21 protein-coding genes and 1 tRNA gene are annotated in these 25782 nt (G+C 73.6%); 14 read left to right on the top strand and 8 right to left on the bottom strand.

The annotated features are described in order from the left end of the window. The first annotated feature begins 6 nt into the window (after positions 1 to 6). The 6 genes from msrB (at position 7) to PV721_RS11130 (ending at position 6735) form a co-directional block, all read left to right on the top strand. A complete protein-coding gene (msrB, locus tag PV721_RS11155) occupies positions 7 to 420 on the top strand; it encodes a peptide-methionine (R)-S-oxide reductase MsrB (protein ID WP_319722867.1) in 414 nt (137 codons plus the stop codon). A 365-nt stretch (positions 421 to 785) separates the two neighbouring features. After that, the gene (locus PV721_RS11150; protein WP_319722865.1) at positions 786 to 3167 is read left to right on the top strand and encodes a sensor histidine kinase; all 2382 of its coding nucleotides are present in this window, start codon (positions 786 to 788) and stop codon (positions 3165 to 3167) included. Further along, positions 3164 to 3583, top strand: coding sequence for a roadblock/LC7 domain-containing protein (locus PV721_RS11145; protein ID WP_319722864.1), 420 nt, complete (start codon positions 3164 to 3166; stop codon positions 3581 to 3583). The genes PV721_RS11150 and PV721_RS11145 overlap by 4 nt, the downstream gene beginning before the upstream one ends. Continuing rightward, a complete protein-coding gene (locus PV721_RS11140; protein WP_319722863.1) occupies positions 3583 to 3951 on the top strand; it encodes a DUF742 domain-containing protein in 369 nt (122 codons plus the stop codon). The genes PV721_RS11145 and PV721_RS11140 overlap by 1 nt, the downstream gene beginning before the upstream one ends. After that, positions 3938 to 4537 carry a GTP-binding protein gene (locus PV721_RS11135; RefSeq protein WP_319722861.1) on the top strand — a complete coding sequence of 200 codons (600 nt, stop codon included), beginning with the start codon at positions 3938 to 3940 and terminating at the stop codon, positions 4535 to 4537. The genes PV721_RS11140 and PV721_RS11135 overlap by 14 nt, the downstream gene beginning before the upstream one ends. A 137-nt stretch (positions 4538 to 4674) precedes the next feature. After that, the gene (locus PV721_RS11130) at positions 4675 to 6735 is read left to right on the top strand and encodes a phosphocholine-specific phospholipase C (protein ID WP_319722859.1); all 2061 of its coding nucleotides are present in this window, start codon (positions 4675 to 4677) and stop codon (positions 6733 to 6735) included. Here PV721_RS11130 and PV721_RS11125 read toward each other — a convergent pair. Beyond that, the gene (locus tag PV721_RS11125; protein WP_319722857.1) at positions 6722 to 7435 is read right to left on the bottom strand and encodes a hypothetical protein; all 714 of its coding nucleotides are present in this window, start codon (positions 7433 to 7435) and stop codon (positions 6722 to 6724) included. The genes PV721_RS11130 and PV721_RS11125 overlap by 14 nt on opposite strands. 72 nt (positions 7436 to 7507) lie before the next feature. Here PV721_RS11125 and PV721_RS11120 point away from each other — a divergent pair, with 72 nt between their 5' ends. Further along, positions 7508 to 8263, top strand: a complete 756-nt coding sequence (locus PV721_RS11120) for an alpha/beta hydrolase (RefSeq protein ID WP_319722855.1) — start codon at positions 7508 to 7510, stop codon at positions 8261 to 8263. A 73-nt stretch (positions 8264 to 8336) separates the two neighbouring features. Here PV721_RS11120 and PV721_RS11115 read toward each other — a convergent pair. Continuing rightward, a tRNA-His gene (locus PV721_RS11115) sits at positions 8337 to 8409 on the bottom strand. Positions 8410 to 8483: 74 nt separating this feature from the next. Then, positions 8484 to 9311, bottom strand: coding sequence for a glutamine amidotransferase-related protein (locus PV721_RS11110; RefSeq protein ID WP_319722853.1), 828 nt, complete (start codon positions 9309 to 9311; stop codon positions 8484 to 8486). 77 nt (positions 9312 to 9388) lie between these two features. Between PV721_RS11110 and PV721_RS11105 the strand changes: the two genes are divergently transcribed. Further along, complete coding sequence (locus PV721_RS11105) at positions 9389 to 10234, top strand: LysR family transcriptional regulator (protein ID WP_319722899.1); 846 nt, start codon at positions 9389 to 9391, stop codon at positions 10232 to 10234. Continuing rightward, positions 10231 to 11370, top strand: a complete 1140-nt coding sequence (locus PV721_RS11100) for an aminopeptidase P family protein (RefSeq protein ID WP_319722851.1) — start codon at positions 10231 to 10233, stop codon at positions 11368 to 11370. The genes PV721_RS11105 and PV721_RS11100 overlap by 4 nt, the downstream gene beginning before the upstream one ends. A 31-nt stretch (positions 11371 to 11401) precedes the next feature. On the opposite strand, the gene treZ is transcribed toward PV721_RS11100, so the two are convergent. Continuing rightward, the gene (treZ, locus tag PV721_RS11095; RefSeq protein WP_319722850.1) at positions 11402 to 13159 is read right to left on the bottom strand and encodes a malto-oligosyltrehalose trehalohydrolase; all 1758 of its coding nucleotides are present in this window, start codon (positions 13157 to 13159) and stop codon (positions 11402 to 11404) included. 111 nt (positions 13160 to 13270) lie between these two features. Here treZ and PV721_RS11090 point away from each other — a divergent pair, with 111 nt between their 5' ends. Further along, on the top strand, positions 13271 to 13834 hold the full coding sequence (locus tag PV721_RS11090; protein ID WP_319722849.1) for a DUF1707 and FHA domain-containing protein: 564 nt from the start codon (positions 13271 to 13273) through the stop codon (positions 13832 to 13834). An 83-nt stretch (positions 13835 to 13917) separates the two neighbouring features. After that, complete coding sequence (locus tag PV721_RS11085) at positions 13918 to 14388, top strand: GNAT family N-acetyltransferase (protein WP_319722847.1); 471 nt, start codon at positions 13918 to 13920, stop codon at positions 14386 to 14388. A gap of 13 nt (positions 14389 to 14401) precedes the next feature. Here PV721_RS11085 and PV721_RS11080 read toward each other — a convergent pair whose 3' ends face one another. Further along, positions 14402 to 15712 carry a M14 family zinc carboxypeptidase gene (locus PV721_RS11080; RefSeq protein WP_319722845.1) on the bottom strand — a complete coding sequence of 437 codons (1311 nt, stop codon included), beginning with the start codon at positions 15710 to 15712 and terminating at the stop codon, positions 14402 to 14404. 146 nt (positions 15713 to 15858) lie between these two features. Further along, the gene (gene lpdA, locus PV721_RS11075) at positions 15859 to 17286 is read right to left on the bottom strand and encodes a dihydrolipoyl dehydrogenase (protein ID WP_319722843.1); all 1428 of its coding nucleotides are present in this window, start codon (positions 17284 to 17286) and stop codon (positions 15859 to 15861) included. A gap of 83 nt (positions 17287 to 17369) precedes the next feature. On the opposite strand from lpdA, the gene PV721_RS11070 reads away from it, so the two are divergent. After that, entirely contained in the window at positions 17370 to 18278 is a 909-nt protein-coding gene (locus PV721_RS11070) for a LysR family transcriptional regulator (protein WP_319722841.1), read from the top strand. A gap of 60 nt (positions 18279 to 18338) precedes the next feature. Here PV721_RS11070 and treY read toward each other — a convergent pair whose 3' ends face one another. Next, entirely contained in the window at positions 18339 to 20609 is a 2271-nt protein-coding gene (gene treY / locus PV721_RS11065; protein WP_319722840.1) for a malto-oligosyltrehalose synthase, read from the bottom strand. Positions 20610 to 20691: 82 nt separating this feature from the next. Between treY and PV721_RS11060 the strand changes: the two genes are divergently transcribed. Next, positions 20692 to 21975 carry an MFS transporter gene (locus tag PV721_RS11060; protein ID WP_319722838.1) on the top strand — a complete coding sequence of 428 codons (1284 nt, stop codon included), beginning with the start codon at positions 20692 to 20694 and terminating at the stop codon, positions 21973 to 21975. Here PV721_RS11060 and glgX read toward each other — a convergent pair. After that, positions 21960 to 24074, bottom strand: a complete 2115-nt coding sequence (gene glgX / locus PV721_RS11055; protein ID WP_319722836.1) for a glycogen debranching protein GlgX — start codon at positions 24072 to 24074, stop codon at positions 21960 to 21962. The genes PV721_RS11060 and glgX overlap by 16 nt on opposite strands. 284 nt (positions 24075 to 24358) lie before the next feature. Between glgX and PV721_RS11050 the strand changes: the two genes are divergently transcribed. Further along, positions 24359 to 25648, top strand: a complete 1290-nt coding sequence (locus PV721_RS11050; RefSeq protein ID WP_319722834.1) for an SAV2148 family HEPN domain-containing protein — start codon at positions 24359 to 24361, stop codon at positions 25646 to 25648. The last annotated feature ends 134 nt before the right edge of the window (positions 25649 to 25782 follow it).

Below are 25782 nucleotides of genomic sequence, written 5' to 3'. Positions count from 1 at the left end.
AGAGACATGTCCTACGAGGTCGAGAAGACGGACGAGCAGTGGCAGGCGGAGCTGAGCCCGTCCGAGTACCAGGTGCTGCGCCTCGCGGGCACCGAGCCCGCCTTCCGCGGTGAGTACACCGACACCAAGACGGAGGGCGTCTACTCCTGCCGCGGCTGCGGGGCCGAGCTGTTCCGCTCCTCGGAGAAGTTCGACTCGCACTGCGGCTGGCCGTCCTTCTTCGACCCGAAGGACACCGACGCGGTCGAGCTGATCGCCGACACCTCGCACGGGATGATCCGTACCGAGGTCCGCTGCGCGAAGTGCGGCTCCCACCTGGGCCACGTCTTCGAGGGCGAGGGCTACCCCACCCCCACCGACCAGCGGTACTGCATCAACAGCATCTCCCTGCGCCTGACCCCCTCCTCCGACGAGGGCTGACACCGCGGGACCCCGGCGGGCCCCCATCGACCTCGTACGGGCCGGTGGGGGCCCGCACGCGTTCCGGTTGCCGGTCCGCCCGCGGCGCACAGGCGGTCGCGCCGCTGGCCGGAACGGGCCCGTCATGGTGTCGACGACATCGCAGTTCGATTCCGATCCGGTCTCTGGCCTGCAGTGATCCAGAGGCGATAGCACGCTTGGCCGGTGAAGACACCTATCCGTTTTCTCCATGTGTCTGGTTATGATCGGCACCCTCACATCCCGCCACAGCCGGACCGGTTGTGGCAGTCCCCTCCCCAGGACCGTGCCGTCCGGCTGCTCGGCAACCCCCGACATCCCCCTGCCGCCCCCGCTCCCGAGGACCGATGTCTCCCATAGAACCCGAAGGCGCACGAGGGCAGTCGACGACCCGTCGGTGGCGCACCGTGCGCCTGCGCACCCTGCTCATCTGGCTGGCAGTGCTCCCCACCCTGGCGATGGGCACTCAGGTCACGGTGACCGCACAGCGGTTGCTGGCTCAGTCGGAACAGTTGAGGGCCGACGTGGAGGCCGCCGAGCGGATCGGCGCCCCCCTGTACACGCTCATGGTCGACATGCAGGCGGAGCGGACGGCGACGGCCGCCCAGTGGGCGGGCAACGACGGGGCCGAGGGTGAACTGCGCGCCCGGCGCGGGGCCACGGACCTGGCGGCGGCCGAGTTCCGCCGGCTCGCGGACGATCCCTCGAGGTCCTTCGCGGAGGTCACCCGGCAGCTCGACAAACTGGCCGTGCACCGCCAGCGCGCGGACACCCGCAGCGGCGCCGCCGACAGCACGCTGGCCTACTACTCCGAGGTGATCGGCAAGGTCATCCAGGTGTACCAGCAGGAGTTCAGCCACGCGGAGGACGCCGAACTCGCCCAGGCGAGCCGGCCCGTGGTGGCCATGCTCCAGGCCACCGAGATGGTGGCGCGCGAGGACACCGTCCTGGCCCTGGCCGGCCCCTCCGGGGAGCTGAGCTTCGCCGGCTACGACCAGTTCGTCAGTTCCCTGGGGGCCCAGCGGTACCTGCACGAGGCGTCGATCGTGCCGCACCTCGCGGCGGGGGACGAGCGGTTCTACGAGCGGGTCGTCGGCTCCGCGGACTGGCAGACGAAGACGCGCATCGAGAACGCGGTCCTCTCCGGGCACAAGGACACCGTCTCGGGCATCAGGGTGCCCGCCGAGGTCGCCGACTGGTCGTCCGCGCACTCCAACTTCTCCGTGCAGATGACCACGCTCAACATCGACCTGGCGCGCTCGGTGCTCGCCCGCGGCGAGGCCAAGGCCGCGGAGCTGCAGGCCGAGGTCGCCTGGCTGATCGGGGGAAGCGGCGGCGGGCTGCTGGCCGTTGTGGTCGTGGTCGTGTTCACCACCCGGTCGGTGCTGCGCCGTCTGAACGACCTGCACGAACGCACGGTGACCGTGGCCGAGCAGACCCTCCCCGACGTCGTCGACCGGCTCCAGCGCGGACAGACCGTGGATCCCGAGGCCCTGCCAGCCGTGAGCGGGGACCGGGACGAGGTCGGACGCATCAGCGACGCGTTCGCCCGGGCCGTCGCCGTGTCGGTCGACGGACACCGCCTGCTCGCCGCCGAGCGCCACGGGTTCGGCCTGTTCGCCTCGGGCATCGCCTCGCGCACCGGGAACCTGGTCAGCCGCCAGCTGAGCCTCACCGAGGACCTCCAGGACACCTTCGGCCACGACGAGGCGCTGCTCGCCCAGCTGATGCGGTCCGACCAGCTGACGGTCGGCATGCGGAGGCAGATCGAGAACCTCCTCATCCTGTCGGGCGGCGAGGTCCCCGACCCGCACACCGAGCCCATGCGCGTCGCCGACCTGCTGCGCGAAGCCGCCGCCGAGGTCGAGGACTTCCGCCGCATCGAGCGGCAGGCCCTGGACGAGACCAGCGTGGAACCGAGCGCGATCAGCCAGATCAGCCATTTGCTCGCGGAACTGCTGGACAACGCCACCCGGTTCTCCCCGCCGCGGTCGACGGTCGTCATCCGCGCCGAACTGGTCGCGGACGGGCTGTCGGTCGAGATCGAGGACCGCGGGCCGCGGGTGAGCCCCGAGCGCTACGAGGAGATGAACGGGCGCCTGCACCAGGCCCCGCCGTACTCCGTCCTGGCGCAGAACGCGCACCGGCTCGGGCTGTTCGTGGTCGGTCACCTCGCCGACCAGCTCCGGGCCACCGTCACCCTGCGCCGCTCGGTGTACGGAGGGACCTGCGCCGTGGTGCTCCTCCCCGGGAACCTGCTGGTGGCGACCGCACCGGACGCCCCGGGCCAACCCGCGCCGTCCGTTCCGGCGCCTGCGCCGGCCGCCATCGCGCCGGCCGTCTCCCCTCCGGACCTCCGCGAGGAGCCGGAGCCCGCGGCCGGGCACGAGCCCGAGCGCGAGCACGAGCCCGAGCGCGAGCAGGAACGCGAGGCCGAGCCGGCCCTGCTCACGGGCGCCGGTCTGCCCAGCCGCCGTTCGAAGGCGCCCGCCCCCGCCCCCGTGCCCGCACGCGCGGCCCGGCCGGCTCCGGCTGACGCCCCCACGCGGCCGGCCCTCCCCGAGCGCGTCCCGCAGACCCACATCGCCGACCAGCTGCGCGCGCCCCGCGCGCCGGAAACGCCCGTCCGGCCGGACACCGCGACACCCGAAGAGGTGGCCGACGCCTGGGCGGACTACGAACAGGGGACCCAGACAGTGGAAGAAGAGCTCCGACGGGATCAGCCATGACCACCTCACCGAACACCACCGCCTCCAACGACGCCATCTACAGCGTCCTCGACAACAACCTGAGCCGGATCGCGGGCATCCAGGGAGCCGTGCTCCTGTCCAACGACGGCATCCGGCTCAGCGCCTACATGCTGGACCAGCCCCAGGCCGAGCGCATGGCGGCCGCCGCCTCCGGCATCGCCTCCACGATGAAGGCGATATCGCGGGAGATCGAGGGCGGCAGCGTCATCCGCCAGCTCGTCGAGATGGACGACAGGTACCTGTGCATCGTCGGGTGCGGCGAGGGCAGCACGCTCATCGTGGTGACCTCCCGCAAGGCCCGCCTCGGCGAACTGGGCGGCGAGGCGGTACGCACCGCCCAGGCGCTCGGCGAATGGCTGGGCACCCCCGAGCGCGGTCAGGCGCCGTCCTCGTAATGCCGCAGGACGAGTCGCAGCCCGCGAGCCGCCGCCGTACGCGGCTGTACGCCCTGACCGACGGACGTACAGCCGTGCCGCAGACCGTCCTCACCATGGACACCACGATCACGGCGGCGGCCACCGACGAAGCGCTCGGCGGGCTGCCCACCGAGTGGCAGGAGATCCTGGCCATGTGCGCGCCGCCGGGCGGGCGGGCGGTCGCCGAGATAGCGGCGCGGATGCACATCCGCCTCACCCCGATGACGCTGCTCCTCGGTGAACTCGCCGACCGCGGGCTGATCGACCACCGGCCGCCCCTGGCAGCCACCGAGACCACCGACGTCCACCTGCTCATGAGAATCAGGGACAACCTTGCCCGGATATGACACGCCCGCCTCCCGGGAACCGGCCCCGGTCAAGATCCTCATCGCCGGCGGATTCGGGGTCGGCAAGACGACCCTGGTGGAGACGATCTCCGAGATCGAGCCACTGCGCACGGAGGAGCGGCTGACGGCCGCGGGCATCGGCGTCGACGACCTCGAAGGCATCGAATCCAAGACGGTCACCACGGTGGCGATGGACTTCGGCCGGATCACCCTCACCGACGCCGGAGTCGTCCTGTACCTCTTCGGCACGCCGGGCCAGGAACGCTTCTGGTTCATGTGGGACGACCTGCTGAACGGGGCGCTCGGGGCGATCGTGCTGGTCGACACGCGGCGCCTGGACCGCAGCTTCCCCGCCGTCGACTTCTTCGAGAGCCGCGGACTGCCGTTCGTGGTCGGCGCGAACTGCTTCCACGGCGAACAGCCCTACACCGCACAGGAGATCGGAGCGGCGCTGCACCTGCGCGATCCGGACACACCCGTCCTCATGCTCGACGCCCGCTCCCGTGAGGACGTGCGCGCGTCCCTGCTCTCGCTGCTCGACCGGCTCATCCTCAGGGCGCAGGCACCGGCGGCGGTCAGCGGCTGACCCCCGGGCGGAGGAACCTCGTCCGTTCTCCAGGTGTACGGCGGGGCGTCACGAGGGTATCCCCGGCTGGTACCCCGGGGCCGCTGTCCTTGGGGCGCCCCTCGACCCGCCCCTCCACCCGCAGAGGTCCTCACGCCATGGCAGAACTCAACCGTCGCAGGTTCCTGCAGATAGCCGGCGGCACGGCCGCCCTCACGATGCTGAACGACAGCATCGCGCGGGCCGCCGCCATCCCGGCGCAGGGCACCACCGGAACGATCCAGGACATCGAGCACGTCGTCGTCCTGATGCAGGAGAACCGGTCCTTCGACCACTACTTCGGCGCGATGAAGGGAGTCCGGGGCTTCGGCGACCCGCGGCCCGTCCTCCAGGACAACGGCAAGTCCGTCTTCTTCCAGTCCAACGGGACCAAGGACGTCCTGCCCTTCAACCCGCAGGTCGCGGACCTCGGGATGCAGTTCCTGGAGGGGCTCGACCACGACTGGGCCGGCGGCCACCAGGCGTACAACAACGGCAAGTACGACAAGTGGATCCCGGCCAAGACGGCCACGACCATGTCGTACATGACCCGGAACGACATCCCGTTCCACTACGCCCTCGCCGACGCCTTCACGGTGTGCGACGCCTACCACTGCTCCTTCATCGGCGCCACGGACCCGAACCGCTACTACATGTGGACGGGTCACACGGGCAACGACGGGGTGGGCGGCGGCCCGGTCCTCGGCAACCAGGAGGCCGGGTACGGCTGGAAGACGTACCCCGAGCGCCTGGAGTCCGCCGGGGTCTCCTGGAAGGTCTACCAGGACATCGGCGACGGCCTGAACGCGGCCGGCTCCTGGGGCTGGATCAACGACGCCTTCCGCGGCAACTACGGCGACAACTCGCTGTTGTACTTCAACACCTACCGCAATGCCCAGCCCGGCAGCGCCCTGTACGAGAAGGCGCGCACCGGCACGAACGTCAAGGCGGGCGACGGCTACTTCGACCGCCTGCGCGCGGACGTGGTGAACGGCACCCTGCCCTCCGTCTCCTGGATCGCCGCGCCCGAGGCCTTCAGCGAGCACGCCAACTGGCCGACGAACTTCGGTGCCTGGTACATCTCGCAGGTCCTGGACGCGCTGACGGCGAACCCGGCCGTCTGGGCGAAGACCGCCCTCTTCATCACCTACGACGAGAACGACGGCTTCTTCGACCACGTGGTCCCGCCGTACCCGCCCGCCTCCTCGGCCTGGGGCCTGTCCACGGCCGACGTGTCCAAGGACCTGTACGCCGGCGGAGGCGGCTACGCGGCCGGACCGTACGGGCTCGGCCCCCGCGTCCCGATGATCGTGGTCTCCCCGTGGAGCAAGGGCGGCTACGTCTGCTCCGAGACCTTCGACCACACCTCGGTGATCCGCTTCATGGAGAAGCGCTTCGGGGTGCAGGAGCCCCACATCTCCCCGTGGCGCCGCGCCGTCTGCGGCGACCTGACCTCGGCCTTCGACTTCACCCGCGCCGACGCCGCGCCCGCCGCCCTGCCCTCCACGGCCGGGTACGTCCCGCCGGACAAGAACCGCCACCCGTCCTACCACCCGACCCCGCCGGCCACGGGCACCCTGCCCAAGCAGGAGGCCGGCTCCAAGCCGACCCGCGCCCTGGGCTACAGCCCGTACGTGGACGGCGCGCGCACCACCTCCACGGGCAAGTTCACGCTCACCTTCGCCTCCGGCCCCACCCTCGGCGCCCACTTCCACAGCACGTCGGGCAACCGTACGGACGGCCCCTGGCCCTACACGGTCGAGGCGGGCAAGACCCTCTCGGACACCTGGTCCACCAGCAGTTCCACGGGCAATCAGGTCAACCTGACGGTGTGGGGCCCCAACGGCTTCCTGCGCACCTGGAAGGGCCCGGCGAAGAAGGCCGGCCCCGAGGCCACGGCCCGCCACGTCGCCGCCAGCGGCAACCTGGCCCTGACCCTGACCAACTCCGGTACGGCGGCCGTCAACCTCACGGTGACCAACGCCTACGGAGGCGCGCCCCAGGTCATCAGGGTCCCGGCCGGCGGCACGGTCGCCCACACGGTGGACCTCGGGGCCACGGGCCGCTGGTACGACGTGAGCGTCGTCTCCGACGCCGACGTCACCTTCCTCCGCCGCTTCGCGGGCCACGTGGAGACGGGCGCCCCGGGCGTCTCCGACCCGGCGATCAAGACCGTCTGACGCGGTCCTCCGGCGTGCGCAGCAGCCGCCGTTCCAGGACCGGGAGGTCCTCGGGGCGGTGGCTGCGGGCGTACCGGAGCAGGAGGTCGCGCGCGGTGTCCGGGACCCGGCGCCGCTTCGGGTGGCGGGTGGTGAACTCCTCGCTCGCGAAGAACCGTACGGCGCCCCCCAGCCCGGTGCGGTCCGTCTCCCTCACCGCCCAGGCGAGTTCCTCCGTGGACCTCCCGGCCAGCAGCCGGCCGGGGGCGCGTTCCGCGAGGAGCCACGCCGCGTCGCGCGGCTCCTCCCGTACGGCGCCCAGCCAGCCGAACACCACGCGGGGCGGCACACCGTGCGGCGGGGGCGGCTCCTCCTCGCCCGCGGCCAGGGCCCGGGCGAACTCCCGCAGCCCCTCGGGCGCCGCGGCCGCCCACCGCTCCCGGTGACGGGCCGGGATCCCGTCGGGGGAGAGCGGGTCGAGCAGGCGGTTCGACTCGGGAGTGGGGTGCGCCGTTCCCTGAGCGTCGGAGCAGGCGCACTCGATCAGGTCCCATCCCGCCTCGGCGGCGCGTTCCCGGCCGAGCCGCCGGACGGCCCGGACCTCGTCGATCTCGGCGGGAGCGGTGATCTGGTAGCTGTGCGGATGGTGGGGGTGCCGGGCCCCGTCCGGACGGGAGAAGTCCCCCATGACCAGCGGCTCCGGGCGCGATATCGGCTTCACGGTGTGATCGTAGGCCCGATGGGCAGAACGTACGGGTCCGTTTTCGTCGTCCCCGTCACCGAGGGAGAACGCATGGCCATCGCCCACCGCAGGATCGGCACCGGACTCGTTCGCGTCATCGTGCTGCACGACTGGTTCGGCACGTCCGCCAACTGGGGCTCGGTGCTGGACCACCTGGACCCCGCAGGGTTCTCGTACGCCTTCCTCGACTACCGCGGCTACGGCGACCGCCGGGACGTGACGGGCCGCCACACCCTCCCCGAGATCGCCGACGACGTCCTCGAACTCGCCGACCAGCTCGGCTGGGACACCTTCTCCCTGCTCGGCCACTCCATGGGCGGCAAGGCCGCCCAGCAGGTCCTCGTGCGCGCCCCCGAGCGGATCGAGAAGCTCGTCGGGATCAATCCGGTTCCGGCCGCGCCGTACGAGATGGACGCCGCCACCCACGCCCTCTTCTTCGGCGCCGCCGAGAGCGCCGAGAACCGGCGCGCCATCCTCGACCTCGTCACCGGCAACCGGGCGAGCCGGCGCTGGATCGACCGGATGGTCGCCCACTCCCTGGAGGTCTCCCGCCCGGAGGCCTTCGCCGACTACCTCGAGAGCTGGCAGTCCCTGGACCTGTCCGACGCCGTCAAGGGCAACACGGTGCCCGTGTTCGTCCTGATCGGTGAGTACGACCTCGCGCTCACCGCCGACGTGATGCGCGCCACCTGGCAGGTCTGGTACCCGAACTGCCGCATCCGCACCCTCCCTGGGGCCGGGCACTACCCGCCGCACGAGGCCCCCGTGGCCTTCGCCACCGAGGTCGAGGCCTTCCTGCGCGAATAGCCGCAGCCGCGGAGCGGGGCACCGACGCAAAAAAGCCCCGGGGTACGAGGAGACCTCGTACCCCGGGGATCAGGGTGAGTGACGGGACTTGAACCCGCGGCCACCTGGACCACAACCAGGTGCTCTACCAACTGAGCTACACCCACCACGAAGGGCGGCGGACCACCCGTTCGACGTGCATGCACAGCATAGCCGATCTGCGGGGTGGTCCCGCGACGCGTTATCCCGCCGAGCGGCCGGCGGCCGGGGTGGCGGCGAGCCGGGCCGTCACCCCGGCCGGGAGGCCGCCGACGTGCGCGACGGCCGCCGCGGCGAGGGCCCGGACGATCGGGTGCGGCCGCGACCCGTCCCCGTGCAGCTCCGGCTGGAACAGCGTGGCCAGGAAGAACGGGTGCCCGGGCAGCTCCGCGATGCGCGCCCTGCCCTCTTCGTCGTGCCCCGACAGCCGCAGCCCGTGGGCGGTGAGCGTCGGCAGGTGCCGGGGCGCGGGTCCGTAGTTGCAGTGGTAGCGCTCCATCGACCGCTCCGCGCCGAGCGCGGCCTCGGCGAGCGAACCGGGCTCGGCCCGTACGAGGCCCTCGTGCCCGACGAGCGAACAGGCGAGCGGCGCGATCAGCGGGTCCGCCGCCCCCGGGTCGTTCTCGGCGTGCGCGGCGGCCGTCAGCCCGCAGACCGTCCGGGCGTACTCCAGCAGGGTGTGCTGGAAGCCGCCGCAGGTCCCGAGGAAGGGGATGCCCTCCTCGCGGGCGACCCGGATCGCGGCCAGCGCCCCGGCCTCACTCGCGTACGGGCTCCCCGGCAGCACCCACACGGCGTCGAAGCGGGCCAGGGTCCCGGCGGCGGCCTCGGCCTCGGCGTCGCCGGTGGGGATCCAGTACGCGTCGAGGACGAGCCCGTCGCGGGAGGCCAGGGCGTCGAGGAGGAGCGGGATGCGGGTGTGGGACTTCACGTGCGGGGAGCGGTCGCCGACGAGCGCGATCCGCGCCGCCGGTGTGGTCCGCGTGTTCTGCGGGGTCTGCGGGGTCTGTGCGGTCTGTGCGGTGGTCATGTGGATCATCCTGCGGCCGGGTGGTCGTTCAGCGCCAACGATTGTTCCTGCACCGTCCATCAGTGATCCTGATGACCATGGACCCGCACCTGCTCCGCACCTTCGTCGCCGTGGCCCGGCTCTCCTCCTTCTCCGCCGCCGCCCGCGAGCTGGGCTACACCCAGTCCGCCGTCTCCCAGCACATCGCCGCCCTCGAAGGGGACCTGCGCGCCGAGCTGCTCACCCGCCGGCCCGTCGCGCCGACCGCGGCCGGGGCGCGGCTGCTGGAGCACGCCGGGCCGCTGCTGCTGCGGCTCGACGCCGCACGGGCCGACGTACTGCGGCTGACCGCCGCGCCCCCCGGCCGGGTCACCCTCGCCGCGTCCCCGCTCGCCGTCGGGCCCCGGCTGCTCGCGGCCCTGCCCGCCACCGGAGTCACCCTGAAGGTGCTGCCCCCGGCCGAGGTGCCCGCGGCCGTCGCCACCGGGGGCTGCGACCTCGGCCTCGTCGACGGCCCGGCCGCGCCCAGCGACCCGCTGCGGCTGCCCGACGTGGCACCCCTCACCGTGACCGGGGTGGCGGAGGAGGAGCTGGCCGTGCTGCTGCCCGCCGGGCACCCCTTCGCCGGACGGACGGCGCTCCGGCTGGACGACCTCGCCGACGCGCGCTGGCTCGACGCCCCCGGCGTGGGCCTGCCGCTCACCACCGCCCGCGCCTCCGTCCGCTACGACGGCACCGACCTGCACGCCCTCTGCGCCCTCGCCGCGGCCGGGCACGGCCTCGCACTGCTGCCCCGCCGGGTCGCCGAGGCCGCCCGCGCTGGGGTCGCCGTACCGCTGTCCGCCCCGCGCCTGGTGCACCGTACGGAACTGCTCACGCCCGGCACCCCGACCGGCGCGGCCGTCGCCCTCGCCGCCCGGCTCACGGCAGGATCACCCGTATGACACGTGACGCCGCACCCCAAGACCCGGCACCCTTCACGGCCGACGACTACGCCGCCCGGATGGCCGCGGCCGCGCAGACCGCCGCCGACGCCGGACTGGCCGGACTGCTGATCGCCCCCGGGCCCGACCTCACGCACCTCACCGGATACCGGCCCACCGCCGAGACCGAGCGGCTCACCCTGCTCGTGCTGGCCGCCGGGCAGGACCCCGTGCTCGTCGCCCCCGCACTGGAGGCCCCCGACGCGGCCAAGGCCCCGGGCGCCGCCGCGCTGACCCTGCGGGACTGGGCCGACGGGAAGAACCCGTACGCCGTGACCGCACCGCTGCTGGGGCCCACCGGGCGGTTCGGGGTCAGCGACAACACCTGGGCGCTCCATCTCCTCGGCCTCCAGCGGGAGTTGCCGCAGACCTCCTACGCGCCGCTCACCGACTGCCTGCCCATGCTGCGCGCAGTGAAGGACGAACGGGAACTGGAGCGCCTCGCCGCGGCGGGAGCCGCCGCCGACGCCGCCTACGCGCAGATCCTCCACCTCCCCTTCGCCGACCGCCGGGAGACGGACGTCGCCGCCGACCTGGCCGCCCTGCTGCGCGCCCACGGCCACTCCCAGGTCGACTTCACCGTCGTCGGCTCCGGCCCCAACGGGGCCAACCCGCACCACGAGGCCGGCGACCGGGTCATCCGCCGCGGCGACATGGTGGTCCTCGACTTCGGCGGCCTGCGGTTCGGCTACGGCTCCGACATCTCCCGCACCGTCCACGTGGGCGAGCCCACCGCCGAGGAGCAGCGGGTCCACGACATCGTCCGCGAGGCCCAGCAGGCCGGCGTGGCGGCGGTCCGCCCCGGGGTCTCCTGCCAGGAGGTGGACCGGGCGGCCCGCGCGGTGATCACCGAGTTCGGGTACGGGGACCGCTTCATCCACCGCACCGGCCACGGCATCGGCGTCACCACCCACGAGCCCCCGTACATGGTCGAGGGCGAGGAGCAGCCCCTGGTCCCCGGCATGTGCTTCTCCGTGGAGCCGGGCGTCTACCTGCCGGGCCGGTTCGGCGTCCGCATCGAGGACATCGTGACCGTCACCGAGGAGGGCGGGCGCCGCCTCAACAACGCCCCGCGCGAGCTGGCGGTCGTCGACTAGGCATGCCCGGCGGGCCACGGCGGCCGCGGCCTCACGGCCCCAGCACGACCGCCGATTCGCCGGGTACGTGGATCCGGCCGTCGGGGCCCGGGTGTTCGAGGGGCTCCCAGGCGGCCAGCACCCGCACCCCGTTGCGGCCCAGCGCGATCGTGACCGGTTCCGGGGAGAGGTTCGCGGCCACCCGTACGTCCCCCCGCCGGAAGGTGATCCAGCGGCGCTCCTCGTCGTGGGCGACCCTGACCGCCGCCAGGTCCGGGTCGCGCAGGTCCGGGTGGCTGCGGCGGAGCTGGACCAGGGTGCGGTACCACTCCAGCAGGCGGGCGTGGACGGCCTGTTCGGGCTCCGACCAGTCCAGGCAGGAGCGGTCGCGGGTCGCCGGGTCCTGTGGGTCGGGGACCTCTTCGGCCTTCCAGCCGTGCGCCGCGAACTCCCGGCGCCTGCCGGTCCGTACGGCCTCGGCCAGCTCCGGGTCGGGGTGGTCGGTGAAGTACTGCCACGGTGTGCGCGCCCCCCACTCCTCGCCCATGAACAGCATCGGCACGAACGGGCCGGTCAGCGCCACCGTCGCGGCGCACGCCAGCAGACCGGGGGAGAGGGAGGCCGAGAGCCGGTCGCCGAGGGCGCGGTTGCCGATCTGGTCGTGGGTCTGGGTGTAGCCGAGGAAGCGGTGGGCGGGGGTCCGGCGGCGGTCCACCGGCCGGCCGTGGGTGCGGCCGCGGAAGCCGGACCAGGTACCGTCGTGGAAGAAGGCCCGGGTCAGGGTCTTGGCGAGGGCGGCCAGCGGTCCCTCGGCGAAGTCCGCGTAGTACGCCTGGGATTCACCGGTCAGCGCACAGTGCAGGGCGTGGTGGAAGTCGTCGTTCCACTGGGCGTGCAGGCCGAGGCCGCCGGCGGAGCGCGGGGTGGTGGTGCGCGGGTCGCACCGGTCGGACTCGGCGATGAGGAACAGCGGCCGGCCGGTGTCCGCGGCCAGCCCGTCGACGGCCTCGGACAGTTCCTCCAGGAAGGTCAGCGCCCGCCCGTCCGCGAGCGCGTGCACGGCGTCGAGCCGCAGCCCGTCGATCCCGTAGTCGCGCAGCCAGGCCAGCGCGCTGCCCACGAGGTACGCGCGCACCTCGTCGGAGCCGGGCGCGTCCAGGTTCACCGCCGCGCCCCAGGGCGTGTGGTGGGTGTCGGTGAAGTACGGGCCGAAGGCGGGCAGGTGGTTGCCGGAGGGGCCGAGATGGTTGTGGACCACGTCCAGCACCACGCCCAGCCCGGCGGCGTGGGCCGCCTCCACGAACCGGACCAGCCCGGCCGGGCCGCCGTACGGCTCGTGCACGGCCCAGGGCGCCACCCCGTCGTACCCCCAGCCGTGCCGGCCGGGGAAGGGGCAGACCGGCATCAGCTCCACGTGCGTCACGCCGAGGGCGGTGAGGTGCCCGAGGCGGGCGGCGGCGGCGTCGAAGGTGCCCTCGGGCGTGAAGGTGCCGATGTGCAGCTCGTACAGGACCGCGTCCTGGAGCCGGGTGTGCGGCGGCGGGACCGGCGGCGCCACGGCCTGGACCAGGGCCTCGAAGTCGACCACGGCCGACAGCCCGTCGGGGCCCTCCGGCAGCCGCCGCCCGCGCGGATCGGGCCGGGGGAGCGTGTCGCCGTCCAACAGGAACCCGTAGCGGCTCCCTTCGCCGGCCGGGGCCTGCGCGGTCCACCAGCCGGCCCGGTCCGGATCGCGCTCCATCGCGTACGTCGCCCCGTCGAGTCGCATGGCGACATGACCTGTCTGCGGTGCCCACACCTCGAACTGCAACGGACGGTCCCCTCGTCAGCGGCGGTGGCCGGCATGCGTATCCTGCCCATCATTCCGGGCGTGGCGGGGGAGTTCTGGACACTCCGGCCCCGACGGGCGGACAATCACCCTGTGACGTCGAGTTTCGAGATCCCCGCCTTCCCCGCGCCGCGGCTGTCCGACGCCGAGCGCGACCGGGCGCTGGGCCAGCTCAGAGAGGGCGCTGCCCTCGGCAAGCTGTCCCACGACACCTTTCTGCGCCGGATGGAACTCGCCCTGGTAGCCCGCCGCTCGGAGGACCTCGCCGTCCTCACGGCCGACCTCCAGACCCGGGACGCCGCCGAAAGCCCGTGGACCCGTCGGCTGTTCGGCTGGGTCGGCCGGGTCTCGGCCGTGTCCGTCGGCATCCGGCACGCCTGGGCCGCCGAGAGACTGCCCAAGCTGCTGCTCCCGCATCCGAGCGCGGCCGTCCTGCGGATCGGCCGCGATCCCGGGAACGGACTGCGGCTCAGCCACGAGACCGTCTCCCGGGCGCACGCGGAGCTGAGCCTGCGCGACGGGACGTGGGTGCTCAAGGACCTCGGCTCCACCAACGGGACCTCGGTCAACGGGCGGCGGGTGACCGGCTCCGCGGTGGTCCGCGCCGGGGACCAGGTCAGCTTCGGGAAGATGACCTTCCGGCTCTCCGCGAGCTGATCCCGCGAGCCAGTCCCGCGGAGGGGCCCGCGGGACCGGGACCCGCCGGACCGCCGGCGGGAGCCACCGCGCAGGATGGCGGCATGGAACACACGCCCGTCATCCGCCGCGCACGCGTCGGGGACCTCCCCCGCCTGGTCGAGCTCGTCCACGAGCACGTCGCGTACGAGAGGTCGGCGCCGCGCCCGCCGGACCTCGCCGGGCGGCTCGGCCCGCAGCTGTTCGCCGAGGACGCCCGGCTGTGGGTGCTGCTCGCCGAGACCCCGGACGGCACGGTCGCCGGATACGCCGCCTGCTCCGCCGAGTTCGCGTTCTGGGACGCCCGGCACTACCTCCACATGGACTGCCTCTACCTGGCGCAGGAGGCGCGCGGCAACGGCCTCGGCGCCGCCCTCGTGGACGGGGTGCGGGAACTGGCCCGCGAGCTCGGCCTCGAACAGGTCCAGTGGCAGACCCCCGACTGGAACGAGGGCGCGATCCGCTTCTACGACCGGCTCGGTGCCACCGGCTTCCCGAAGCGCCGGTACGCCCTGCCCGTGGAGCCCACCGCCTGACGGCCCGACCTCCCTAGGGGGACCGGTAGGCGGCCAGGAGGCGCTCGTAGGTGGCCAGGACGGTCCGGGACTGGTGTTCCACCTGGGTGGCCACCGGGACCCAGCGGGCCCCGAAGCGGGCCGCGAAGTCCTCGCACCACCCGGTGACCAGCCGGTCCAGCCCGGGGGCCGCCGGATGCCCCTGCGCGCGCAGCACCCGCAGCAGCATCGCGGCGGCGCGCAGCGACAGCCGCCGCCCGAAGGCGTCGATGCTGGCGATGTACGCGGCCGTGGCCTCCGTGGGGGCCCCGGCGCCGGTCCACTCGACGGCGATGCGGGGGATCAGCACGAGCGTCCAGTCCACGGCGCGCAGCAGTGCAGCCGCGGCCCGGTCCTCGTACGGCGGCGGACCCGGCCGGATCAGGTCCCGCACTCCGGAGACGAGCGCGGCGTCCGTCGTGAGGCGCCCGGCCAGCATCCGCAGGGCACGGCGCGGGTCGGGGTGCGGAGCCGGATCGTCGACCAGGTCGGAGGCCCACATGGGGACTTCGACGATCGCGGTGGTGCCGGCGTACCGGTGGGCGTGGTACCAGGTGCTGAGCCGGGTGTCCTCCGGGTGGAAGGCTCCGGCGGCCTCGCTCCCCGGCTGCGGGATCACGAAGATCCCGGGGCCGGGGGAGGGCCAGCCGGCGGCGTCCGAGGCCCCGTTCTCCACCGGGATGTGCAGCTCGGCGGCCGATTTGGCGAACGGCTCGGCGAGACCCGGTATGTCCCGGGTGAGCTGGACCCAGGAGCCGCCGAGATCGGTGGCGTGCAGCGAGACCTGGAGCACGGGGCGCAGCTCGTCGATGAGCGCGGTCAGTGCCAGGGTCTCGGGCGGCAGCCGGTCCGGGGGCAGTAAAGACGGCGCCCACTCGGGCTGTTCGGGGCCGGGCGGCCGGAAGAAGCTCCGGTGGTAGTCCAGGAGCGAGTACGGGCGGGGCGTGCGGTGCAGGTCCGCACCGTCCGGGTCCGCGCAGAGCAGGAAGTGCCAGCCGCAGCCGGCCCGCGGCGCGGGCTCGTGCAGGAGGCGCCGGGCGAGCGAGAGGGCGGTGGCGCCGCCGACCGGCTCGTTGGCGTGCGCCCCGGCGACGACGAGGACGTTGCGGGTGGCGGTGCTGGTGCTGGTGCCGGTGCGGGTGACCGGGCCGACGGCTGCGACGGACAGGACCCAGAGCGGCTGCCCGGCCCGGGAGGTGCCGGCCTGGCGGAGCCGGACCTCGCCGGGGTGTTCGTCCGCCAGAGCGCGGGCGGCCAGCCCGAGTTCGCGCGGCGTGGGGTAACACATGTCACGGAGGAGAGTCACAAGTGATGCCATGCCCGCCGGGCCCGCCGCCTACTGCTCCGCAGGCCCCGCAGTTCCCGGCCCCCCGGCCTGGATTTTCCGGCCCCGCCGGTGTTTGAGCCGCGGGGTCCGGGGCGGCGCCCCAGGGACCCGGGCGGAGCTTGGGCCTACTGCTGGTGCAGACCGCGGCCCGCCAGGCTGAGGAAGGCTTCGCCCACGGCCTCCGAGAGGGTCGGGTGGGCGTGGATGTGGCGGGCCACGTCGGACGGCTCGGCGTCCCAGCCCACGATCAGCTGGCTCTCCGCGATCATCTCCGACACGTGCGGCCCCACCAGGTGCACGCCGAGCACCCGCCCGCCCCGCTCCGCGACGACCTTCACCGTGCCGCCCTGCCCGTGCACCATGCCCTTCGCCACGGCGGTCAGCGGCATCGTGTTCACCACCACGTCGTACGCCGCCTCGCGCGCCTGCGCCTCCGTCAGCCCGACGGCTGCGGTCTGCGGCGCCGAGTACGTCACCCGCGGCACCGCCGCGTAGTCCACCGGTGCGCTCGCCACTGCGGCCAGGGTCTCGGCGACCAGCAGCCCCTCCGCGAAGGAGGCGTGCGCCAGCCCGGGGGAGGGCGGTGGCAGCAGGTCGCCCACCACGTGGATGCCCGGGACGGCGGTCTCCAGCCGGGACCAGTCGGCCGGCGCCACGAACCCCCGCTCGTCGGTGGCCAGTCCGGCCGCCGCGAGGTCCAGCCCGTCGGTGACCGGGACCCGCCCGACCGCCACCAGCAGCCGCTCGGCCGTCAGCCCGCGCAGCTCCCCGCGCGCGGTGCGCACCGTGGCCTTCACGATGCCGCCCGCCACGGTGGCCCCCTCCAGCCGGGCCCCGGTCTGCACGTCGATGCCGCGCTTCTTCAGGCCCCGCGCCAGATGCCGGGAGACGTCCGCGTCCTCCAGCGGGACCAGCCGCTCCGCCGCCTCGACCAGGGTCACCTCGGCCCCCATGGAACGGTGGAAGGACGCGTACTCCACTCCGATCGCCCCGCCGCCCAGCACCAGGACCGAAGCCGGCAGCCCGGGGGCGAACAGCGCGTCGTCGCTGGTGACCACCGTGGCCCCGTCGGGCACCAGCCCCGGCAGCACCCGCGGCCGGGACCCGGTGGCCAGGACGATCCCCCGGGTCGCGGTGAACTCCCGCCCGTCCTCGGTACGGACGGAGCGCGGACCGGTCAACCGCGCCCCGCTGCGCACCACCCGCACCCCGGCATGCTCCAAATGCCCCTCCACGCCCTTGTGGTTGCGGGAGACGATGTCGTCCCGGGTGGCGGTCAGGGCCGACCAGTCGACCGACTCCACGCTCGCCCGGACCCCCCAGCGCTCGCGCGCCTCGGCTATGCCGTCGACGAGCTCGGCGGCGTGCAGCATGGCCTTGCTGGGGATGCAGCCGCGGTGCAGGCAGGTCCCGCCCACCTTGTCGCGTTCGGCGAGCAGGACGGTCAGGCCGAGGGCCGAGGCACGCAGGGCGGTGCTGTATCCGCCGGTGCCGCCACCGATCACGATCACGTCCACGGTGCTGGTGCTGTCGTTGGTCACGTCGTTGGTCATGTGGCCAGCCTGGACGGGCCGTTGCGCCACGTCCAAGGAAATGATCTTCTGAGTGCCATGCACGCTCTTTATGCTTCCGGCTCATGAGCCTGCGCCAGATGGAGTACTTCCTCGCCGTCGTGGAGGAGTCCTCCTTCACCCGCGCCGCGGATTCCCTGCACGTCACCCAGCCCGCCCTGTCCCACCAGGTCAAGGCCCTCGAGCGGTCCGTCGGCGGCGCCCTGCTGGAGCGCATGCCGCGCGGCGTCCGGCTCACCCCCATGGGCCGCGCCTTCCTTCCGCACGCGCAGCTCGCCGTCCGCAGCGCCCGCCAGGCCGAGCGGGCGGCCCGCGCCGCCGCCGGTGTGGCGGGCGGCGAACTGCACATCGCCACCGTGCACGCCGTGGCCGTCGGACTGCTGCCGGGCATCGCCGCCCGCTGGCGGGCGCTGCACCCGGGGGTGTCGCTGGTTGTGCGGGAGTACGGTTCCACCGATGCGCTCGAGGAGCAGCTGGAGCGGGGCGTCGCCGACCTCGCGGTGGGACCGGAGCCCGCGGAGTGGATGGGACCGCTGCTGCGGATCGGCCGCGAGGAGCTGGTCATCGTCGTCCCCTTCGACGATCCGCTGGCCGGGCGTGGAGCCGTCCGCCTCGCCGAGCTCGCCGACCGCGACTGGATCCGCTGCGCGATGGAACCGCTGGTCGACGGCGTCCTCGTACTGGACCGGGCGTGCGGCGCGCTCGGCTTCACCCCGCGCACGGTGCTCCGTACGGAGCACACCTCGACGGCCGTACGGATGGCGGCCGCCGGGGTGGGTGTCGTCATGGCCCCGGCCCACATGGTCCGGGGCGCCCTCGGCGAGGACTGCGTCCTGCTCTCCCTCGACCCGCCGTGGCACCGGTCCCTGGCGGTCTTCTCCAGGGTCCCGCTGACCGGCGCGGCGGAGGCCTTCGCGGAACTGTTCGGGGCCCGGGCCACGGCAGCTCCGGCCGCGAGCGCCCGGCCGGCCTGAGCGGCGGGACCGGTCCGGCCGGTACCGCTCCCGGAGCACCCGCCGGTCTTCACCGGGGGATCACCGGCGGAGCCAGACGCCCACCGGGCGGCCGTCCAGCAGGTCGCTCACTTCGGCCGAACCGCTGTGCGCGACGGGGAGGTCCGGGCCGGGGTGCGGCGGGAGGACGGGGATCCACGTGCCGGGCGGCAGGGGGAGCCGAGTGCCGCGCCAGCCGCCGGACGCGGCCAGCCGGTGGGACAGCCGGGTGGCCGCCACCAGCAGCCCCGGGGCCCGGGTGAACGCGACCAGGTGGCCGGCCGCCGGGCCCAGGGCCGGGACGGGGGCGTAGCCCCGGAAGAGCTCCGGCCGGTCCCGGCGCAGCCGCAGCACGGCGGCCGTCAGGGCCAGCTTCTCCTCGGCGGGCCCGTCCGGGGCGGCCCCCGCGTCCAGCCGGGCCAGCTCCCGGCGGGGGAAGTGGGCCGGACGCCGGTTGTCGGGGTCGACGAGGGCCCGGTACTCCGTCTCGGCGCCCTGGTAGACCTCCGGGACCCCCGGCATCGCCAGGTGCAGCAGTGCCATGCCGAGGAGGTTGGCGCGGGCGGCCTCCGCCAGCTCCGCCGGGAGGTCGTGGGGGTCCCGGACGTACCCGGCCACGCCCGCCTCGTAGTCCTCGTCCGGCTCGGTCCAGCTGGTGCGCAGGGCGGCCTCGCGGACCGCCTTGAGCAGGGCCTCGGACAGCCGGGGAGCGGCGTCGGGGACCGGGCCGAGTCCGAGTGCGGTCTGCCGGGCCACCCATGCCAGCTGGGGGTCGGCTCCGGCGGGACGGCCCATCAGTTCCGGTGCCTGCGACAGGGTCGCGATCCGGGCCCGGACGTCCGCGCTGCGCTTGGTGTCGTGCGTGGACAGCACGGTCCCGGCCGCGGGCCACTCCAGGTCCTGGGCGGTGCAGTACGCGTGGAACTCCTCGGCCGACACCGCCGGTTGGCCGGGCTCCCCGCCGACCTCGGTGGCCGACAGTAGCGGCGCGTACCGGTAGAAGGCCCTGTCCTCGAGGGACTTGGCGCGCAGCGCCGCCGAGGTCTGCGCGAAGCGGGCGGCGAACGCCGGCTCGCGCAGCAGCAGTTCCCGTACGGCGGCCACCGGGCCGGCACCGGCCACCGCGGCCGCCTGCTCCAGTGCCTGCGGCGGCAGCTCCGGCTCGCCGGGATAGGGCCGGTAGACGGGAAAGGCGATCAGCAACTCCCGTACGGCTTGCGCCAGTTCGGGGCCGGACTGGCGCTCCAGCGCCCGTAGTTCGGCGGCCAGGTCGCCGGTGAGGACCTCCCGTGCGCACGCCTGGGACGCCTGCGGCCACTGCGGCAGCCCGGTGGACCGCCCGTACCGGGCCGCCAGCTCCGCGGCCCCCGCCGGGTCGGTGAACACCCCGTCCACCCGGTGCAGCGCGTCGTACCCGGTGGTCCCCGCCACCGGCCACGCGGGCGGCAGCCGCTCGTGGCGGGCGAGGATCTTCTCGACGACCACCCAGCAGTCGTCCCCGGCCGCCGCCCGCAGCCGCCTCAGGTACTCCTCCGGGTCCGCCAGGCCGTCCACGTGGTCGATCCGCAGTCCCTGCGCGACCCCGTCCCGGAGCAGCTCCAGCACCTTCGCGTGGGTGGCGGTGAACACCTCCGGTTCCTCCACGCGGACCCCGATCAGGTCCGAAATGGTGAAGAAGCGGCGGTAGTTCAGCGAGGTCCGGGCCTCCCGCCACCAGGCGGGCCGGTACCACTGGGCGGCGAGCAGCTCGGGCAGCGGCAGCCCGGCGGTCCCCTCCCGCAGCGGGAACTCCTGCTCGCCGTAGCGCAGTACGTCGCCGTCGGCCGTCAGCTCGCAGGACTCCACCGGCCCGGCGAGCACCGGCAGCAGCACCTGCCCGCCGCCGGCCTCCCAGTCGATGTCGAACCAGCGGGCGTACGGCGAGCCGGGTCCGTCCCGCAGCACCTCCCACAGGGGCCGGTTCAGCCGCAGCGGCGTCGGCACCGCCATGTGGTTGGGCACGATGTCGAGGACCAGGCCGAGCCCGTGCTCCCGGGCGGCCCGGGCCAGGGTGCGCAGGCCCGGCTCGCCGCCGAGCTCGGCCCGTACGCGGGAGTGGTCGGTGACGTCGTACCCGTGCGCGGAGCCGGGTACCGCCTCCAGGACGGGGGAGAGGTGCAGGTGTGACACGCCGAGCGAGGCGATGTACGGTACGGCTGCCTCGGCCGCCGCGAAGGGGAACTCCGGACGCAGCTGGAGACGGTAGGTCGACGCCGGAGCGACGGGCGTCGGAACGTCAGATTCCGATTCGGTGACCGGTAGCGGCTGGCTCATGAGAACGTACGTACCCAACCTGCCGGATTCCGTGCCATTACCCAATGCATCCGAGTGACTGCACCGGGTTAATGTCGATCAAGTGGTTGGAACCGTCAACACCTATCGAAACGTCATCGCCCTGACCGGGCCCCTACTTCCGCTCGTCTCTTTCCTCGCCCGACTGCCCGTCGCGATGTCCCAGTTCGGAAGCTTCCTGCTGGTCGCCCAGACCAGCGGCTCGCTCGCGACCGCCGGCGTGGTCGGCGGCGCCCTCTCCCTCGGCCAGGTCCTCTTCGGACCCGTCCTCGGCTGGCTCGCCGACCGGCACGGGCAGCGCTCCGTCGTCCTGACCGCCGCCGCCGTCAACGCGGTGGCGACCGCCGCCCTGGTCACGGGTGCCCTCACCCATCTGGCCACCGTGCCGCTCGCCGCGATCGGCGCCCTCACCGGCGCCTCCGTACCGATGATCGGGCCGCTCGCCCGGACCCGCTCCGTGGCCCTGGCCCGCCGGGCCGAGTCCGACGAGAGCGTCGTGGGCGCCGTCCACGCCCTCGAAGGCACCCTGGACGAGGTCTCCTTCGTCTTCGGTCCCGCCCTGGTCGGGCTCGCCGCGCTCCTCGCGCACCCGGCGGTCGCCCTCGGCGGCGCGGCCGGCCTCGTCGCCGTCTTCGGCACCGTCTACGCCCTGCACCCGACCGCCGCCGTCACGGCCGGGTCCCCGGCGCGCAACCGCGGTACGGACAGCCGGGTCCGGCCGCCCGGCGTGGTCTACGCCGTACGCGGCTCCCTCGCCCTCCAGGGCGCGATGTTCGGCGCCTGTCAGGCCGGCATCACCGCACTGACGATCCGGCTGGGCGTCCCCGACCAAGCCGCCGTCGTCTACTCCGCGATGGGCGTCGTCAGCGCCGCCGTCGGCCTCTCGCTCGGCGCGCTGCCCGCCCGCTTCGGACTGCGGCTGCGCTGGCGGGTGGCGACCGCAGCGGCCCTGGTGCTCTCGGTGCCGCTGCTGTTCACCGACGGCCTGTGGCCGCTGTACGCCGTCGTCACCGTGCTCGGGGCGGCCTACGCGCCCCACCTGATCACCGCGTTCGCCCTCACCGAGCGGGCCGTGGAACCGGCCCGGCTCTCCACGTCGATGGCCTTCGCCGCCAGCTGCCTGGTGGCCGGGCAGGCCACCGCGCTCGTCGTCTGCGGGCGCCTCGCCGAGTGGTACGGCCCCGCCGGGGCCTTCGCCGTGGCCGTCGGGGCCGCCGCCCTCTGCCTGACGCTCGCCCTCGTCACCCGGGTGCCCGCCGCCCGTCCGCACACCGCCGCCTTCGCTCCCGGCCCGCGGGCCGCCTCGCCGGTGCCCGGCGAGAACGGCGCCGCCTACGCCGGACGCTGAAGCACCACCAGGCTCCGCCCCGTCAGCGCCACCCGGTCGCCGGCCGCGTACTGCGGCCCGGTGCCGGGTGGCAGCACGTCCGCCCGCGCCGTGTCCACCACCAGGTGCCACTGCGCGCCGTGCCCCGCGGGGATGGTGAAGTCCTGCGGGTCCGCACCCGCGTTGAACATCAGCAGGAACGAGTCGTCGGTGATCCGCTCCCCGCGGGTGCCCGGCTCGGAGATCGCCTCCCCGTTGAGGAAGACGGTCAGCGCCCGCGCGTGCTGCGCCTGCCAGTCGCGCGCCCGCATCACCTCTCCGTGCGGGGTGAACCAGGCGATGTCGGAGAGCTCGTCGTGCGTTCCCTCCACCGGACGGCCGTGGAAGAACCGGCGCCGCCGGAAGACCGGGTGGTCGCGGCGCAGCCACACCATCCGCCGGGTGAACTCCAGCAGCGACGGCGACGGTTTGCCCGGCTCCGGCCAGCGCACCCACGACAACTCGTTGTCCTGGCAGTACGCGTTGTTGTTGCCGCTCTGGGTGCGGCCGAACTCGTCGCCGTGGCTGAGCATCGGCACCCCCTGCGACAGCATCAGGGTGGCCGTGAAGTTGCGCATCTGCCGCTCGCGCAGCTCCACGACCTCCGGATCCTCGCTCGGCCCCTCCACCCCGCAGTTCCAGGACCGGTTGTGGGTCTCGCCGTCCCGGTTGCCCTCCCTGTTGGCCTCGTTGTGCTTCTCGTTGTACGAGACCAGGTCGTTCAGGGTGAAACCGTCGTGGCAGGTCGTGAAGTTGATCGACGCCAGCGGCCGCCGCCCGTCGTCCTGGTACAGGTCCGAGGAGCCGGTCAGCCGCCCGGCGAACTCCGCGAGCGTGCGCGGCTGCCCGCGCCAGAGGTCCCGTACGGTGTCCCGGTACTTGCCGTTCCACTCGGTCCACAGCGGCGGGAAGTTGCCCACCTGGTAGCCGCCCTCGCCCAGGTCCCAGGGCTCCGCGATCAGCTTCACCTGGCTGACCACCGGATCCTGCTGGACCAGGTCGAAGAACGAGGACAGCCGGTCCACCTCGTGGAACTGGCGGGCCAGCGTCGCCGCCAGGTCGAAGCGGAAGCCGTCCACGTGCATCTCGGTCACCCAGTAGCGCAGCGAGTCCATGATCAGCTGGAGCACGTGCGGGGAGCGCATCAGCAGCGAGTTCCCCGTGCCGGTGGTGTCCATGTAGTGCCGCGGATCGTCCGCCAGCCGGTAGTACGAGGCGTTGTCGAGCCCGCGGAAGGACAGCGTCGGGCCCAGGTGGTTGCCCTCCGCGGTGTGGTTGTAGACCACGTCGAGGATCACCTCGATCCCCGCCTCGTGCAGGGCCCGGACGGCCGACTTGAACTCCAGCACCTGCTGGCCGCGGTCGCCCGAGGCGTAGCCGTTGTGCGGGGCGAAGAAGCCGATCGTGTTGTAGCCCCAGTAGTTGCTCAGCCCGTCGTTGACCAGCCGGTGGTCGTTGACGAACTGGTGCACCGGCATCAGCTCCAGCGCCGTCACGCCGAGCTTGGCGAGGTGGCCGATGACAGCCGGGTGCGCGAGCGCCCCGTACGTGCCGCGCAGCTCCTCCGGCAGGTCGGGGTGACGCATCGTCAAACCCTTGACGTGGGCCTCGTACAGCACGGTGTGGTGGTACTCGTGGCGCGGCGGCCGGTCGTTGGCCCAGTCGAAGTACGGGTTCACCACGACCGAGCTCATGGTGTGCGGGGCGGAGTCCAGGTCGTTGCGCGAGTCGGGCCGGCCGAAGTGGTAGCCGTACACCGCCTCGCCCCACGTCACGCGGCCGCTGATGGCCCGCGCGTACGGGTCCAGCAGCAGTTTCGCCGCGTTGCAGCGCCGGCCGCGCTCGGGCTCGTACGGGCCGTGCACGCGGAAACCGTAGCGCTGGCCCGGCATGACGCCGGGCAGGTACGCGTGGCGGACGAAGGCGTCCGTCTCGCGCAGTTCCACGGCGGACTCCGAACCGTCGTCGTGGAGGAGGCACAGCTCGATGCGTCGGGCGGCCTCGGAGTAGACCGCGAAGTTGGTGCCGGCGCCGTCGTAAGTGGCGCCGAGCGGATACGCCTGTCCAGGCCAGACCTGCATAGATAACGACTCTTCCCGCGTTGTCGGATGTCCCGGCTGATCCGGCGTGGACCACGTCACTGTTCCGATCTTCCCCGAAAGAGGGCCCCCACGCGCGGACTTGGGAGGGGTCCTACCGGGTGACCCGCAGAGCTGATATGCGGGTCAGCGGACTGTCTGCGCATCCGATAATGGGTCAACGGACGACCGTTGCGGGGACCATCGGGCTGCACCGGGCCGCGCGCGCGGAGTACCCTTCCGTGATCACTGGAGACGGGCGTCCAGACGCAGAAGGCGGTGCACGGGTGAGCTCGGGAGGTCTGGAGCTGCCCCCTGGTGACAGCAGTCACGAGGGTGGCCCGGCGGACGCCCCAGGTGGTGTCCCCGGCGGGGCACCGGCGGGGATCGCGGCCGGAGCGGTCTCCCTGGCGGGCGGACCGGCGGAGGCCGGGAGCGCGGGTGGGCCGGGATCCGCCGGCGCCGAACTGGACTGGGGCGCGGATGCCTGGAGCGAGGTCCGCACCCGGGCCCAGCGGGCCGGCCGGGCCTACATCTGGCTCAACCTGATCGAACAGCGGCTGCGCTCGGTCGTCGGGGCGGTGCTCCGGCCGATCTACGAGCCGGTGCACGGCGGGGACGACTGGGTCGTCGCGGCCGCCGGGCCCGCCGGGCAGGAGTGGGTGCAGCGGGCCGTGGCCGTGCGCGAGGTCAGCCGGCGCAAGGGCTACCTGCTCGACTCGGCCGACGACAACGTGCTGAGCTTCCTGACCCTGCCCCAGCTGCGGGAGCTGATGGTCCAGCACTGGCCGTGCTTCGAACCGTACTTCGACGACCGGCGCGAGATCGAGCTGGCCCTGGACGAGCTGGAGGTCACCCGCAACGTCGTCTCCCGCAACCGGGCGCTGTCACGGCCCGTGCTGGAACAGGCGGAACGGGCCTCGGCGCGCCTCCTGGAGGTCCTGGGCGGCGGCGCCGGCAGCCCGTCGGCGGACCGGCTGCCGATCGACGCCGTCGAGGACCTGGTGGGCGACCGGTACGCCGACGTCATCTCGGTCCACCCGGACCGGGTGCGCCTGCAGCGCCAGCTCCCCGCGGAGGACCTCTTCGGGGGAGCGCGGCGGCTCGACGCCATCGGCATAGGGCTCAACCTGCTGGTGCAGAACTTCTCGGGCCGAAGACTCGTCCGGCTCACGGAGGCCGGCTGCCGGGTGCGGCTGCTGTTCCTGAACCCGGCGAGCAGCGCCGTCAAGCGGCGCGAGCGGGAGCTGGGGCTGCGCAAGGGCGAGCTGAGCCGCTCGGTGGAGATGAACATCCTCCACGTCCGTCGGGTCCGGGCGGGCCTGCGGGATCCCTCGCGCTTCGAGATCCACGTCTTCGACGAGACCCCGCGCTTCACCGCCTACCTGGTGGAGGGTAACTCGTCGGGCATTGCGGTGGTCCAGTCGTACCTGCGGCGGGCGCGCGGGATGGAATCCCCCGTCCTGGTCCTGCGGGGCGGCGGGCGGGGAGTGCCGAAGGACGCGGACCACGGGCTGTTCGCGACCTACCGGGAGGAGTTCGAGTCGATGTGGGAGGACTCCCGTCCCGTGTCGTGAGGACCGGACGCCCCCGGACAGCCCCTGAGGGGGGCGTCGTCGGGCTTGTCAGTGCCCCGTGGCAGGCTGAAAGCCGTTGATCGAAGGCGTACGGGGGAGGGGCACGGCATGGGGGATCTGGAGAGGACCGGCGC

This window comes from Streptomyces sp. MB09-01 (genome assembly GCF_033794505.1).
Taxonomy (GTDB): Bacteria; Actinomycetota; Actinomycetes; order Streptomycetales; family Streptomycetaceae; genus Streptomyces.
This window is presented reverse-complemented; position numbering and strand designations above follow the sequence as displayed.